Annotated in this window: 12 protein-coding genes; 9 read left to right on the top strand and 3 right to left on the bottom strand. The window is 67.7% G+C overall.

The genetic code is table 11. The features are described 5' to 3' along the window. Positions 1–54 precede the first annotated feature (54 nt). Positions 55–2,109, top strand: coding sequence for a bifunctional DedA family/phosphatase PAP2 family protein (locus tag RBB46_RS04710; RefSeq protein ID WP_306027744.1), 2,055 nt, complete (start codon positions 55–57; stop codon positions 2,107–2,109). A gap of 4 nt (positions 2,110–2,113) precedes the next feature. Here the strand turns inward: RBB46_RS04710 and RBB46_RS04705 are convergent, their stop codons facing one another. After that, a complete protein-coding gene (locus RBB46_RS04705; RefSeq protein WP_306027743.1) occupies positions 2,114–2,401 on the bottom strand; it encodes a helix-turn-helix transcriptional regulator in 288 nt (95 codons plus the stop codon). A 164-nt stretch (positions 2,402–2,565) separates the two neighbouring features. Between RBB46_RS04705 and RBB46_RS04700 the strand changes: the two genes are divergently transcribed. From RBB46_RS04700 to RBB46_RS04675, 6 genes are all read left to right on the top strand, one after another. Beyond that, complete coding sequence (locus RBB46_RS04700; RefSeq protein ID WP_306027742.1) at positions 2,566–2,991, top strand: YeeE/YedE family protein; 426 nt, start codon at positions 2,566–2,568, stop codon at positions 2,989–2,991. 8 nt (positions 2,992–2,999) lie between these two features. Continuing rightward, complete coding sequence (locus RBB46_RS04695) at positions 3,000–3,446, top strand: YeeE/YedE family protein (protein WP_306027968.1); 447 nt, start codon at positions 3,000–3,002, stop codon at positions 3,444–3,446. 50 nt (positions 3,447–3,496) lie between these two features. Further along, a complete protein-coding gene (locus tag RBB46_RS04690; protein WP_306027741.1) occupies positions 3,497–4,390 on the top strand; it encodes an MBL fold metallo-hydrolase in 894 nt (297 codons plus the stop codon). A 13-nt stretch (positions 4,391–4,403) separates the two neighbouring features. Next, positions 4,404–4,841 carry a TIGR01244 family sulfur transferase gene (locus RBB46_RS04685; RefSeq protein ID WP_306027740.1) on the top strand — a complete coding sequence of 146 codons (438 nt, stop codon included), beginning with the start codon at positions 4,404–4,406 and terminating at the stop codon, positions 4,839–4,841. 67 nt (positions 4,842–4,908) lie between these two features. Continuing rightward, positions 4,909–6,693 carry a SulP family inorganic anion transporter gene (locus RBB46_RS04680; protein WP_306027739.1) on the top strand — a complete coding sequence of 595 codons (1,785 nt, stop codon included), beginning with the start codon at positions 4,909–4,911 and terminating at the stop codon, positions 6,691–6,693. Between the two features lie 7 nt (positions 6,694–6,700). After that, positions 6,701–7,768: a hypothetical protein gene (locus tag RBB46_RS04675; RefSeq protein ID WP_306027738.1), complete on the top strand. Its 1,068-nt coding sequence runs from the start codon at positions 6,701–6,703 to the stop codon at positions 7,766–7,768. 36 nt (positions 7,769–7,804) lie between these two features. Here RBB46_RS04675 and RBB46_RS04670 read toward each other — a convergent pair whose 3' ends face one another. Beyond that, positions 7,805–9,886 carry a GGDEF and EAL domain-containing protein gene (locus RBB46_RS04670; RefSeq protein ID WP_306027737.1) on the bottom strand — a complete coding sequence of 694 codons (2,082 nt, stop codon included), beginning with the start codon at positions 9,884–9,886 and terminating at the stop codon, positions 7,805–7,807. A gap of 198 nt (positions 9,887–10,084) precedes the next feature. Between RBB46_RS04670 and RBB46_RS04665 the strand changes: the two genes are divergently transcribed. After that, complete coding sequence (locus RBB46_RS04665; protein WP_306027736.1) at positions 10,085–10,453, top strand: septal ring lytic transglycosylase RlpA family protein; 369 nt, start codon at positions 10,085–10,087, stop codon at positions 10,451–10,453. A gap of 327 nt (positions 10,454–10,780) precedes the next feature. Here RBB46_RS04665 and RBB46_RS04660 read toward each other — a convergent pair whose 3' ends face one another. Further along, positions 10,781–11,701, bottom strand: coding sequence for a LysR substrate-binding domain-containing protein (locus RBB46_RS04660; protein ID WP_306027735.1), 921 nt, complete (start codon positions 11,699–11,701; stop codon positions 10,781–10,783). Positions 11,702–11,887: 186 nt separating this feature from the next. On the opposite strand from RBB46_RS04660, the gene RBB46_RS04655 reads away from it, so the two are divergent. Continuing rightward, positions 11,888–13,111, top strand: coding sequence for an acyl-CoA dehydrogenase (locus tag RBB46_RS04655; protein WP_306027734.1), 1,224 nt, complete (start codon positions 11,888–11,890; stop codon positions 13,109–13,111). Positions 13,112–13,140 lie beyond the last annotated feature (29 nt).

The raw sequence follows: 13,140 nt of genomic DNA, 5'->3' as shown, positions 1-13,140 counted from the left end.
CCCGGTGGCCGCACCACCCTTCAGCGATTTTGCAATGATGCCGAGCAGCGATCCGTGACCGACCTTCTCAACCAGCTCGTCGCCTTTATCGGCGAGCACCCGACGCTCGCCAATGCCGTCGTGTTCCTGATCGCCATGGGCGAGGCGCTGTTCATCATCGGCATGGTCGTGCCCTCGACCGTGGTGCTGGTGGGGGCCGGGACGCTGGTCGGGCTCGGCAAGCTCGACCCCTGGCCGATCTTCATCTGGACGGTGCTGGGCGCCATCGCGGGCGATGCCATCTCCTACTGGATCGGCCATTTCTACAAGGACCGGATCAAGGCGGTCTGGCCGTTCAACCGCTACCGGACGCTGGTCGACAGGGGAGAGGCCTATTTCCTGCGTCATGGCGGGAAGAGCGTCTTCATCGGTCGCTTCGTGCCGGGCGTGAAGGCGATCGTGCCCGGCATCGCCGGCATGGTCGGCATGCCGGCGGGGCGTTTCACCTTCATCAACGTCACCTCGGCGATCGCCTGGAGCATCGTCCACCTGGGACCGGGCGTCATCGCCGGCACCGCCTTCAGCGCACTCGGCGAGATCAGCGGACGGCTGGCGACGATGCTCGGCGTCTTCATGGTGTTGCTGTTCCTGGCCGTGATGATCGCACGCTGGATGATCCTGATCGTGCTGCCGCTTTATGCCGGCAGCCGGCTGCGCACCGTCGACTGGCTGGCCCGGCGCCAACACCGGGCGGCCAAGTGGCTGGCCCGGGCGCTCGACCCCAGCCATCCGCGCTCGGCCGGCATGATCCTTTCGGCGCTGGCGATCATCATCACGGTGCCGCTCTTCGTCGCGCTGGCCGCGGCGATCTCGCCCGACAACGGCCTCAACCGCGCCGACACCGCGATCCGCAACCTGTTCCACGACCTGCGGACCCCCGTCGGCGACGACATCATGACCTTCCTGACGATGCTGGGCGACGGCGTCGTCACCGCCTGCGTCGCTGCCGTGGTGGTCGCCTATCTCTTCGCCCGGCGCGCCTGGCGGCGGGCGAGCGGGCTGCTGATCGCGATCGCCGGAGCGGCGGTGTTCGTGCCGCTGTTCAAGCTCTTGTTCCACCGCGAGCGGCCGATCGACATCTATTCCGGCGCCGATGCGCTGTCCTTTCCTTCCGGCCATGCCACGCTGACGACGGTGCTCTACGGCATCATCGCGGTGCTCGTCGCCCATGACCGCTCGCCCCTGACCAAGGCAGGCGTCTTTTCGATCACGGTGCCGCTGATCGGCGGCGTCGCCTTTTCGCGCATCTATCTGGGCGCCCACTGGATGAGCGACGTGGTGGGCGGCCTGGCGTTCGGCACGGCGATGGTGGCCGCCTTCGCCTTCGTCTTCGGTTCGATCCACAACGAGAAGATCGGGCGCTGGGCCCTGGCAGGGCTTGCCTGCGTAACGCTGGCAACCGTCGGCGGCCTGCATGTCATGCGCAATTTCGACCGGACCGCGGCCATGTACCGGCCGGCAACGCCGGTGGTGTCGATGTCGGCCGACGATTGGCTTGCCGACGGCTGGCGGCAATTGCCCTCGCACCGCATCGAGCTCAACGGCGAACGCGAGGAACCGCTGATCCTGCAATGGAGCGGCACCCCGAAGGCACTGGCCGAGGCGCTGGCGCCGGCCGGCTACATGCCGGCGCAGGGCTGGTCGCTGACCACGTTTGCCGGCTTCCTTACGGGACAAACCGCGCCGGAAGACCTGCCGGCGCTGCCGCGCGTCCACAACGGACGCGGCGCGGAACTGGTGCTGGTGCGCCGCGACAGCGACAGCAAGGGACCGGAGAGCGGCGGCGGAGACACCGGACAGGACGGCGAGCCGGCGCCGGGCGGACGCTGGGTGCTGCGCCTGTGGCCGACCCGCTACGAGGTTCGCCGGGGAGAGGCAGGCATGCAGCCGATCTATGTCGGCTCGCTGATCCACGAGCGGATCCTGAGGCCGCTCAACGAGCTGTCGGCACCGCGCACGGACCGGGACCTGCCGGAAGCAAAGGACAACCCGCTGCCGGGATTGCCGGGCACGGCACTGCGCAGCCGCCGCGACGGCTCCGGCGTGGTGCTGGGCGGGCTCGACCGGTAAAGCGTCAGGACGCGGGCGAGCAGTAGAGCCCGTGAAGCGTTTCCAGCAAGGCCCGGACCTTCTGGCTGGCAAGGCGGTAATAGACCGTCTGGCCGTCGCGGCGGGCATCGACGAACCCTTGCGCGCGCATGCGCGCCAGATGCTGCGACAGCGCCGACTGGCTGAGGCCGACCCGCTGGGCCAGAACCCCGACCGAACACTCGCCTGAAACAAGATGGCACAGCACCATCAGACGGCGGGAATTCGCCATCGACGCCAGCAGCGCAGCCGCCTGATCGGCGTTATCTTCCATTTCTTGAATATTCATTCTTGCTAATTTAATTGATTCTCTTATATTGCCAATTCGATAAACCCCTTACGGGTCGGATGGTCGCAACTGTGCTTTAGTGCAATTGACAGTTTCCGTGATCCGTCGGCCCTCCCCGATCTTGAAATATCACGCCGCGAGACTGTCAGATGAATGACTTCACCCCCCTTTCCTCCACGGCCGGCGGCCTGCTGATCGGCGTTGCCGCGGTGCTGCTGATGGCCGGGCTTGGCCGCGTCGCCGGCATAGCCGGCATTGTCGGCAGCCTGTTGCCGCCTCTCCCGGCGGATCGGGGCTGGCGGGTCGCGTTTCTCGCCGGCATGGTCGCCGCCGCGCCGCTGCTTTACCTGGCCACGGGCCGGATGCCGGAAATCGACGTGCCTGTCTCCCTCCCCCTGCTTGCCGTCGGCGGCCTGGTGGTGGGCATCGGCGTCTCCTACGGCAATGGCTGCACCTCCGGTCACGGCGTGTGCGGCATGGCCCGCCTGTCGAAGCGTTCGATCGCGGCAACGCTCGTCTTCATGGCGACGACGGCGGCAACCGTCTTCGTGCTGCGCCATGTGGCGGGAGGCTGACACCCATGATGCGGATCGCGCTTTCCTTCGCCGCCGGCCTCGTCTTCGGCGCCGGCATCCTGATCTCGGGCATGGCCAATCCGGCCAAGGTACTGAATTTCTTCGATCTTGGCGGCATTGCCGAGGGCACATGGGATCCGAGCCTCGCCTTCGTCATGGGCGGCGCGCTCGTTGTCACGGCGATCGGCTACCGGCTGGTGCTGCGGCGCCCCGCCCCGCTCGCGGACGCGCGCTTTCACCTGCCGAACAAGACTGTGCTCGATGCGCGGCTGATCGGCGGCGCGGCCCTGTTCGGCATCGGCTGGGGGATCACCGGCTTCTGCCCCGGCGGGGCGGTGCCGGCGCTCGGCCTCGGCCGTATCGAGCCTCTCGTCTTTGTCTCGACAATGATCCTTGGCATGATCGCGGCAAGAAGAATCGAAACCCGCGCGCCCTCCCGCCCGCGAGCCGCCTGAGACAGCGCCGGCCGCACGGACCCCGACCGCGCCATCACGGAGCACCAGCCATGACCGACACAACCTATCCGATCGACCCGGCGACGAAGCCGGAGGTCACCGCCTTTTTCGATCCGCAGACCAACACGATCTCCTATGTCGTTCAGGATCCGGGTTCGGATGCCTGCGCCGTCGTCGACAGCGTCATGGACATCGACTACGCCGCCGGCCGGATCTTCTTTGAATCGGCCGACCGCATCATCGCGCATATCCGCGAGAAGGGCCTCAAGCTCGAATGGCTGATCGAGACCCATGTCCATGCCGACCACCTGTCGGGGGCGCCCTATATCCAGGAAAAGCTCGGCGGACGGATCGGCATCGGCGAGAACATCCGCATCGTCCAGGACACGTTCGGCAAGGTCTTCAACGAAGGCACCGAATTCCAGCGCGACGGCTCGCAGTTCGACTACCTGTTCGGCGAAGGCGACACCTACAAGGTCGGCGGGATGACATGCTTCGCCATGCACACGCCGGGCCACACGCCGGCCTGCATGACCCATGTGATGGGGGATGCCGCCTTTGTCGGCGACACGCTGTTCATGCCGGACGGCGGCACGGCGCGGGCCGACTTCCCCGGCGGCGATGCGGGCGAGCTGTACCGCTCGATCCGCAAGGTGCTGGCGTTGCCGCAGGACTTCCGCCTGTTCATGTGCCACGACTACGGCCCGAACGGCCGCGACATCCGCTGGGAGACAACGGTGGGCGAGGAGCGGGCGCACAACATCCACGCGCGCGACGGGGTCACGGAAGAGGAATTCGTGGCCATGCGGACGGCGCGCGACGCGACGCTCGACATGCCGAAATTGATCATTCCCTCGATACAGGTCAACATGCGCGCCGGCAAACTGCCGCCCAAGGACGACAGCGGCAAGACCTTCCTCAAGGTGCCGGTCAACGGATTGTAAGGAACAGACAGAAATGCAAAGCGCCCGGGTCGACGACACGCTCACCGTCGCCTACCAGATCGAACCCGCCGATGTCGACGCGATCCGCGCGGCCGGCTTCGTCGCCATCATCAACAACCGGCCGGAAGGCGAGGCGCCCGACCAGCCGGGCGGCCACGAGATCGAGGCCGCCGCAACCGCCGCCGGCCTTGCCTACACGGCATTGCCGCTCGGCCGCGACGGGATCAGGCCCGAGCTGATCGACGGCTTCCGCCAGGCAATGGACGCGGCCGGTGGCCCGGTCTTCGCCTTCTGCCGCACCGGCACGCGGTCGATCAACCTCTGGGCCCTGTCGCAAGCGGGCCGACGCGATGCGTCGGAGATCGTCGGGCTCGCCGCCGATGCGGGCTACGACCTCTCCGGCCTGGTGCCGATGCTGCAGCAGCTGGCCGGCACCAGGGCCGGCGGCTGACACAACGGCCCGGGCGCGCGGTTCCCGCGCCGCCCGCGCGCCCCGGATCCGGCAGCGACACAGCGACATGAAAAAACTCTCGTCCTACCTGCCGATCCTCGACTGGGGACGCAGCTACACGCGCGCCACGGCGACCGACGACCTGGTCGCCGCGGTGATCGTCACGATCATGCTGATCCCGCAATCGCTGGCCTATGCGCTGCTCGCCGGACTGCCGCCGGAGATCGGCCTTTATGCCTCGATCCTGCCGCTGGTCGCCTATGCGATCTTCGGCACCAGCCGGGCGCTGGCCGTCGGGCCGGTCGCGGTCGTCTCCCTGATGACCGCCTCGGCCGTCGGCAACATCGCGGCGCAGGGCACGCCGGAATATCTGGGCGCGGCGATCGCGCTCGCCGTGCTGTCGGGCCTGATGCTCGTCGCAATGGGCTTGCTCAGGCTCGGATTTCTCGCCAATCTCCTCAGCCATCCGGTGATTTCAGGCTTCATCACCGCAAGCGGGCTGATCATCGCCGCGTCGCAGATCAAGCATCTCGCCGGCATCCAGGCCTCCGGGCACACGCTGGTGGAGATCGCCAGCGCCCTCGTCTCCCGGATCGGCGAGACCAATCCCTACACGCTGGCCGTCGGGCTTCCCGCCACCGCCTTCCTGTTCTGGGTGCGGGGCGGGCTGAAGCCGCTGCTGCTGCGCGCCGGGCTTGGTCCGCGCACTGCCGACATCATCGCCAAGTCGGGACCGGTGGCCGCCGTGGCGGCAACGACCGCCGCCGCCGAAATATTCGACCTCGGCGAAAAGGGCGTGAAGCTCGTCGGCGCGATCCCTTCCAGCCTGCCGGTGCCGGCGCTCCCGGGATTCGACCCCGCGCTGTGGTCGCAGCTTGCCGGACCCGCGCTGCTGATCTCGGCGATCGGTTTCGTCGAATCCGTCTCCGTGGCGCAGACCCTGGCAGCCAAGAAACGCCAGCGCATCGTTCCCGACCAGGAGCTGATCGGTCTGGGCGCGGCCAATCTCGCCTCCGGCCTGTCCGGCGGCTATCCGGTGACCGGCGGCTTTGCCCGCTCGGTGGTCAATTTCGACGCGGGCGCGGCGACACCCGCCGCCGGCGCCTTCACCGCCGTCGGCATCGCGATGGCGACCCTCTTCCTGACGCCGCTGATCGCCAACCTGCCTCAGGCGACGCTGGCGGCGACGATCATCGTCGCGGTGCTGTCGCTGGTCGACTTCAAGGCGCTCGCCCGGGTGCATGCCTATTCGAAAAGCGACTTCACGGCGATGGCCGGCACCATCGCGGTGACGCTCGGCTTCGGCGTGGAAACCGGCGTCGTCACCGGCGTCGCCGTGTCGCTGGCGCTCTATCTGTACCGCAACTCGCGCCCGCACATGGCGATCGTCGGCATCGTGCCGGGCACCGAGCATTTCCGAAACGTCAACCGGCACAAGGTGATCACCGGCGACAAGGTGCTTTCCGTGCGCGTCGACGAGAGCCTGTTCTTCGCCAACAGCCGCTTCCTGGAGGACCGGCTGACCGAACTCGTCGCCGAGCGGCCGGCACTCAAGCATGTGGTGCTGATGTGCCCGGCGGTGAACGAGATCGACGCCTCGGCGCTGGAGAGCCTGGAGGAGATCAACCGGCGGCTGCTGGATGCGGGCGTCGGCTTCCATCTCTCGGAAGTGAAGGGGCCGGTGATGGACCGGCTGCAGCGCACGGATTTCCTCAAGCACCTGAACGGGGAGGTGTTCCTGACCCAGTACGAGGCCTTCGCCGCGCTCGATCCGGACACAGCCCATATCGCCGAGGCGCGCAAGCCGCGCAAGGCGACCCGCGCCGATTTCTGGATCGGCCCGGAGATCTGAGGCGACGATGACGGGGGACGCGGCCGGCTTCGAGGGGTGCGATGCGGCAACCGGCCTCTCCTGGCGCTTTCGCCCGGCGCCGCGCGCGGACAGTGCCGGCATTCTCGCCGTGGTCTTTTCGCAGATGCGGGTGCCGGAGGGCCGCTTCGGCCTGGAGCGGCTGTTTGCCAACACCCGGCATGCCTGCCTGTTTCTCAATTGCCCCGACCCGGTCTGGTATCTTGGCTGCGAGGCGGCGATCGACCGCGAGATCGCGCGCGCCGTCGAGGCCGCGTCATCGTCCCGACGCATCGTCTATTACGGCGCCTCCAAGGGCGCGCACGGGGCACTGGCAACGGCGCTGCGGCGCGGCGACGGCGAGGCGTTCGCCTTCGGTCCGGAGCTGGTGCTCGGGCAGCCGGGCAGCCAGAGCGCCAGGGTCTTCGCGCCGGCAATGGCGCGGGCAGCAGGCCTTGCCGGCCCGCTGGCGGCGGCCGGGATGCCCGTCACACTGGTCTTCGGCATTTTCGATCCGGTCGATGCGGGCGGGGCGACGGCGCTCGCCAACAGGCCGCTACCGGCGGGCGTCCGCGTGCTGCGGCTCGCCTCGCCCCATGCCAGCCACGACCATCTCTACACGCTCAACATCGCCCGCAAGCTGATCGCCGGGCTCGACCGGGATCTTGCGGCGCTTTGCGCGGAGCGCGGCCTGATCTCATCCGACACCGACGCCGAACTTGCAAGATTCTCCGGCTTCGCATCGGCGCGGGCCGCAGGGCGGTTGACGCCGGATGCCATCGCGGCGGCGCGGCGCGATCCCTATCGCGCCCGCAACCCGGGCCATGCGCTGGAAGTGGCGCGGGCGCTCGCCGGCATCGGCGCGCCGGCCGAGGCCGCAGCGGAACTGGCCCTGGCGCAGGCGACGATCGATGCGAGCCCGGGCGCACGGGCCCTGCCCAAGCGCTGGCTCAAGACGTTCTGGCGGGAGCGGATCGCGGCCCTGCGGGCAGGCGGAGAGGATGGCGCGGCGGATGCGCTGGCACGGGAAGCCGGGCAACGCTTCCCCACGGATGCCGAGTGGATGCAGGAAACGTGAGCCGGCGCGACCCCCGCTGCCACCGCTTCAGATCCCTCAGCTCCAGGCTTGCGGCGGGGCGACGGCGTGCCCCTCGGCATAGGTCACGCCCAGCCCGCGCAGGATGTCGAGATGCAGCGGCTCGGTCACATATTCGGCCACCGTCGGCAGGCCGAGCGCCTCGGCGAGGCCGACGATGCCGGACACCGCTGCCCGCTTGACGGGATCGCTGGCGAGGCCCGCGGTCAGCACCCTGTCGATCTTGATCAGGTCGAAGGCATTGGCGCGCAGCTGGGTGAAAGAGGCAAAGCCCCGGCCAAAATGGTCGAGCGCGACCCGGCAACCCCGGTCGCGCAGGTCGGACAGCAAGGACCAGGCCTCCGGCTTGAGACGGGCAAGCACGCTCTCGGACACTTCGAAGACGAGCAGCGGCGGGATCGAGGCGTGGTGCTCCAGCCGGTCCAACAGCAGTCGCGCGAAAACCGGGCTGTGCAGCGACTCGGAGGAAAGATCGAGGCAGACCGGCATGTCGAGACCGGGCTCGGCGGTCTCCAGCCGGGCCAGAACGGCAGACAGGACCAGTCGGTCGACCGCCCGCATCAGCCCGTGCCGCTCGGCCGTGGCGCGGATCATCGACGGTCCGTGCAGACCGCCGTCGGCGCCGGCGAGCCGGGGCAGGACCTCGCGCATAGCGGGCGAACCGGTGGCCAGGTCGACGACCGTCATCTGATGAAGCAGGAAACCGTCCTCGGCAATCGCCTTTTCCACCGCCAGCAGGTGGCGCATCTCCGCCTTGCGGTCCTCGCCGGAACGATCCGCACCGTCATGGGCAACGATCCTGTGACCACCGGCGGCCTTCGCCTGCATGCAGGCGAAATCCGCCCATTGCAGCACCCGCCCGACGGTGACCGCCTGCTCCAGCCTGTCCCCGCCGTCCTGCCCGGCGAGCGGGGCAACCGTCGCCAGCCCGACACTGGCGCTGCTGCGAAAGGTCATGCCCTCCCAGTTGAAGCGGTGCACCTCGAAGGCGGAGAGAAGGCGGTTGCAGATCGCATGGGCGGCGACCCCGTCCTCGGTATCGATGATGAGACCGAACTCGTCGCCGCCGATGCGCGCCACGCAGACATCCTCGCCGGCGAACTGAACGAGAATGCGGGCGATGTCCTGCAGGAACCGGTCGCCGGCACCGTGACCGACGGTGTCATTGACCAGCTTGAAACTGTCGAGGTCGATGAAAACGACACTGAAGCCGGGGATCTCGCCGGCACGAAAGGCGGCAACGCGCCGCTCCAGCCACTTCTCGAAGGCGCGGCGGTTGGCAATGCCGGTCAGGTCGTCCTGCAGGGTCAGCCGTTCCAGCCTGTCTGACAGACGGCGGGTCTCGGTGACATCGCGCAAGGTGACGACGGCCGCCTCGATCTCGCCGACCGAATTGCGGAACGGCTCGAGCCGGGCACCCATGACCACCGAAGATCCGTCCGGCGCGGTGTCGTCGTAGTGATACTCCACCGTCTCACCGGCAAGGCAGCGTTCGAGGCGCGGCAGGATTTCGGCGTGGAAGCGCTCCTCGCCGACCATGCCGATCAGCTGCAGGCCCCGGAACGCGTCGCGGGGCCGACCATGCCACCGGGCATTGCTCTCGTTGGTGAGGATGTAACGGAAGGAGCGGTCGATGATCGAAAGACGGTCCGACATCTGGTTGATGACGTTCTCGTAGAGGCGCAGCACCTCCTCGGCCTGCTTCAGGTCGGTGATGTCGCGGCCATAGGCGGCGACCCCCAGAAGCATGCCGTCATCGTCGTGAACGGGCTGATAGCGGACATCGAAGAAGCGGCGGCCGAATCCCGGCACGTTCATCCAGTCCTGCAGGACGGCGGCCTCGCCGGCGAGCGCCCTGGCCAGATAAGGCTTGCGATGTTCGAAGGCCGACGCGCCGGCAACTTCCTGCACGGTGCGGCCGATGGCCTGCTCGCGCGTGAAGCCACCAATGGCGGCGTAGGGTTCGTTTGCCTCGCGGATGATATAGTCGGGCGAACAGAAGTAAATCGGGTCCTGCGACGCGGCAATGATCGCGGCGTGAAGATTGCCGGTCCATTCGCGCGATCCCGTCGCGCCGCCCCCCTTGCCTTTGTCGCTCATCGCGGATTTCCGTCGCGAATGGCGTTGCCGCCGCCTGCCCCATGCCCAAAGCAAAGCCCCGAACAGTACGACGGAGACCCGGCCCCCGCCTTAACAAGGTCATAAAAAATGATCATGCCCCAATAGACTCGTCAATTGATGGAGCCGTAGAGACGCGCTCCGAAAATCTGTCAAGACTCCGAGTATGAGTGGCCTGAAATGATTCGCAAGCCTTGCCTATACGTAATTGCGGCAGTTTCTGCCTTAGCGGCACCGGCACTGGCCGCGGCCGAGTGCGGCGGTGCGTCCTGGTACGAGCTGCGCGGCCGCACGGCGAGCGGCGCGATGGCCGACCCGGAAAAGATGACCGCGGCCCATCGCAAGCTGCCATTCGGCACAAGGGTGACCGTCGAGAATCTTGCCAATGGCCGGTCGGTGACGCTGACCATCGTCGACCGCGGCCCGTTCGTGCGCGGCCGGGTGATCGACGTCTCGCGGCGGGCGGCGCGGGAGCTGAAGTTCATCAACAGGGGCGTGACGCGGGTGCGCGTCACCGTCGCCGGCAGAAAGGCACCCGCCTGCGGGTGACAGCGTTGGCTCAACGCGAAATGACCATGGTCCGGGAGATCGTTCGGGATGGAAGCGGCCGCGACAAAAAAATGGTCCTGACCGCAGGGAGGGAGGGGGGGAACCCCACGGTCAGGACCGCCGCATCTCCTTTACGAAGACAGTCAGATACCAGCAGGATTCGCGCGGGATGCAAACCCGAAATTTTGCCTTGCGTCCGAACGCCGCGAAACCTGCACGATCCCGCCACCCCGTCCGCGCGGCTGCACAAGCTCTCCCACATCCGGTGAAGACTGAACAACTTTCCCTGTGTTCAATGCCTTGACGCCGCCGCCCGCACGTCCTGTCTCAACCCGGGAGCCAGGCCCTGTCGCCATTGCCGGCGGCGGCCTCGGCCAGCAGCCAGTCCCGGAAGCGCGCCGCCACCGGCCGCAAGCCCCGGTTTTCCGGATAGACCAGATGATAGGCGGACGGCAGCCTGAGAACCGTGTCGAACAACTGCACCAGGCGCCCGCTGGCCAGGTCCTCCGAGACGAAGAAGCGCGGCACGAGGGCCGCGCCCAGATCGTTGGCCGCGGCCTCCGCCATCATCACGAACTGCTCGAAGCGCGGCCCCTGGAAGGCGAGATCCGTGTCGACGCCGGCAGCCTCGAACCATTGCCGCCAGGCAAGCGGCCGCGTCGACTGGTGCAGCCGCGTCAGGCCCGCGAGATCGGCCGGGCCTGAAATGCGGTGGCGGGCGCGGAAGGACGGGGAGGACACCGCGACCACCTCCTCGCGGAACAGCGGTTCGGCCACCGCGCCGGCCCAGACCGGATCGCCGTAATGGATCGCCGCGTCGAAGGGCTCCTTGGCGAAGTCGAAGGGCCGCAGGCGCACGGCGATATTGAAGCTCGCCGAGGGGTGCGCCGCGATGAAGCCGGCGAGGCGTGGCGCCAGCCAGTGGGTGCCGAAGGACGGCAGGGTTGCAAGGTTGAGGACGTCCTCGTTGCCGGCGAAGGACATCACCTGCCGGGTGGCGGCGGTGAGGCTTTCCAGCGCGCCGCGCACATCGTGCAGATAGAGCCGGCCGGCGTCGGTCAGGACGATGCGCTGACGCACCCGCTTGAACAATTCGACGCCGAGACGCACCTCCAGATGGCGCACCTGCTTCGACACCGCGCCCTGGGTCAGGTGCAGCTCCTCGGCGGCGCGGGTGAAGCTGCCATGGCGGGCCGCGCATTCGAAGGCGATCAGGCTGTCGGCGTGGGGAACGAAACCGCGTTTCAAAACCTATTCCATTCGCTCATGAAGTCGGGACAACATATCACTTTGCGCAAGCCTGCACAGGCCAGACACTTCGGCCTCGCGATCAACACCGGCCCGGGGCGGAAAACCGGGCTTTATGGCCAGGAATGACGGTATGGCGGCGCGCTTCCGCGCCCCGCAAGCCGGCCCGCCAGGAGGAGACAGAACATGACCGCACAGGCCGCAACCAAGCCGAAATCCGATCCGACCGGAGGTGGGCGGTTCGCGTGGGACGATCCGTTCCTGCTGCGCGACCAGCTCAACGAGGACGAGATCCTCATCATGGAGACGGCCCGCGCCTACGCCCAGGAAAAGCTGATGCCGCGCGTGCTCGAGGCCTACGGCCAGGAGCGCACCCATCGCGAGATCTTCAACGAGATGGGCGAGCTCGGCCTGATCGGCGTGACCCTGCCGGAGGATTACGGCTGCGCCGCCGCCTCCTATGTCGCCTATGGCCTCGTCGCCCGCGAGATCGAGCGCGTCGACAGCGGCTTCCGCTCGATGAACTCGGTGCAGTCGTCGCTGGTCATGTATCCGATCTATGCCTATGGCAGCGAGGAACAGCGGCGCAAATACCTGCCGAAGCTCGCCTCGGGCGAATTCGTCGGCTGTTTCGGCCTGACCGAGCCGGATGCCGGCTCCGATCCCGGCGGCATGCGCACCCGCGCCGAGAAGATCGACGGCGGCTACCGGCTGAAGGGATCCAAGATGTGGATCTCCAATTCGCCGATCGCCGATGTCTTCGTCGTCTGGGCGAAGTCGGAAGCCCATGACGGGGCGATCCGCGGCTTCGTGCTGGACAAGGGCATGAAGGGCCTGTCGGCACCGAAGATCGGCGGCAAGCTCTCGCTTCGCGCCTCCGTCACCGGCGAGATCGTGATGGACAGTGTCGAGGTCGGCGAGGACGCGCTTCTGCCCAACGTCTCCGGCCTGAAGGGCCCCTTCGGCTGCCTCAACCGGGCCCGCTACGGCATTTCCTGGGGTGCGCTGGGCGCGGCCGAGGACTGCTGGCACCGGGCGCGCAACTATGGCCTGGAGCGCAAGCAGTTCAACCGGCCGCTGGCGCAGACGCAGCTCTTCCAGAAGAAGCTCGCCGACATGCAGACGGAGATCGCACTCGGCCTGCAGGGGTCCTTGCGTGTCGGCCGCCTCTTCGACGAGGGCCGCGTGGCGCCGGAGATGATCTCCATCGTCAAGCGCAACAATTGCGGCAAGGCGCTGGACATTGCCCGCCAGGCTCGCGACATGCACGGCGGCAACGGCATCCAGGAGGAGTATCACGTGATGCGCCACTCCCAGAACCTGGAGACGGTGAACACCTACGAGGGCACGCATGACGTCCATGCGCTGATCCTCGGCCGCGCCCAGACCGGCCTGCAGGCCTTTTTCTGATCGCATGCACCCGGCGGCGCGACCCGGAC

Source organism: Stappia sp. MMSF_3263, from assembly GCF_030733745.1.
In the GTDB taxonomy this organism is placed as follows: domain Bacteria; phylum Pseudomonadota; class Alphaproteobacteria; order Rhizobiales; family Stappiaceae; genus Stappia.
This window is presented reverse-complemented; position numbering and strand designations above follow the sequence as displayed.

Excerpts from the sequence above, each read along its gene's own strand:
- RBB46_RS04675 (WP_306027738.1), top strand. The coding sequence starts at position 6,701 with ATGACGGGGGACGCGGCCGGCTTCGAGGGGTGCGATGCGGCAACCGGC.
- RBB46_RS04665 (WP_306027736.1), top strand. The coding sequence starts at position 10,085 with ATGATTCGCAAGCCTTGCCTATACGTAATTGCGGCAGTTTCTGCCTTA.
- RBB46_RS04700 (WP_306027742.1), top strand. The coding sequence starts at position 2,566 with ATGAATGACTTCACCCCCCTTTCCTCCACGGCCGGCGGCCTGCTGATC.
- RBB46_RS04695 (WP_306027968.1), top strand. The coding sequence starts at position 3,000 with ATGCGGATCGCGCTTTCCTTCGCCGCCGGCCTCGTCTTCGGCGCCGGC.
- RBB46_RS04680 (WP_306027739.1), top strand. The coding sequence starts at position 4,909 with ATGAAAAAACTCTCGTCCTACCTGCCGATCCTCGACTGGGGACGCAGC.
- RBB46_RS04690 (WP_306027741.1), top strand. The coding sequence starts at position 3,497 with ATGACCGACACAACCTATCCGATCGACCCGGCGACGAAGCCGGAGGTC.
- RBB46_RS04705 (WP_306027743.1), bottom strand. The coding sequence starts at position 2,401 with ATGGAAGATAACGCCGATCAGGCGGCTGCGCTGCTGGCGTCGATGGCG.
- RBB46_RS04685 (WP_306027740.1), top strand. The coding sequence starts at position 4,404 with ATGCAAAGCGCCCGGGTCGACGACACGCTCACCGTCGCCTACCAGATC.
- RBB46_RS04655 (WP_306027734.1), top strand. The coding sequence starts at position 11,888 with ATGACCGCACAGGCCGCAACCAAGCCGAAATCCGATCCGACCGGAGGT.
- RBB46_RS04670 (WP_306027737.1), bottom strand. The coding sequence starts at position 9,886 with ATGAGCGACAAAGGCAAGGGGGGCGGCGCGACGGGATCGCGCGAATGG.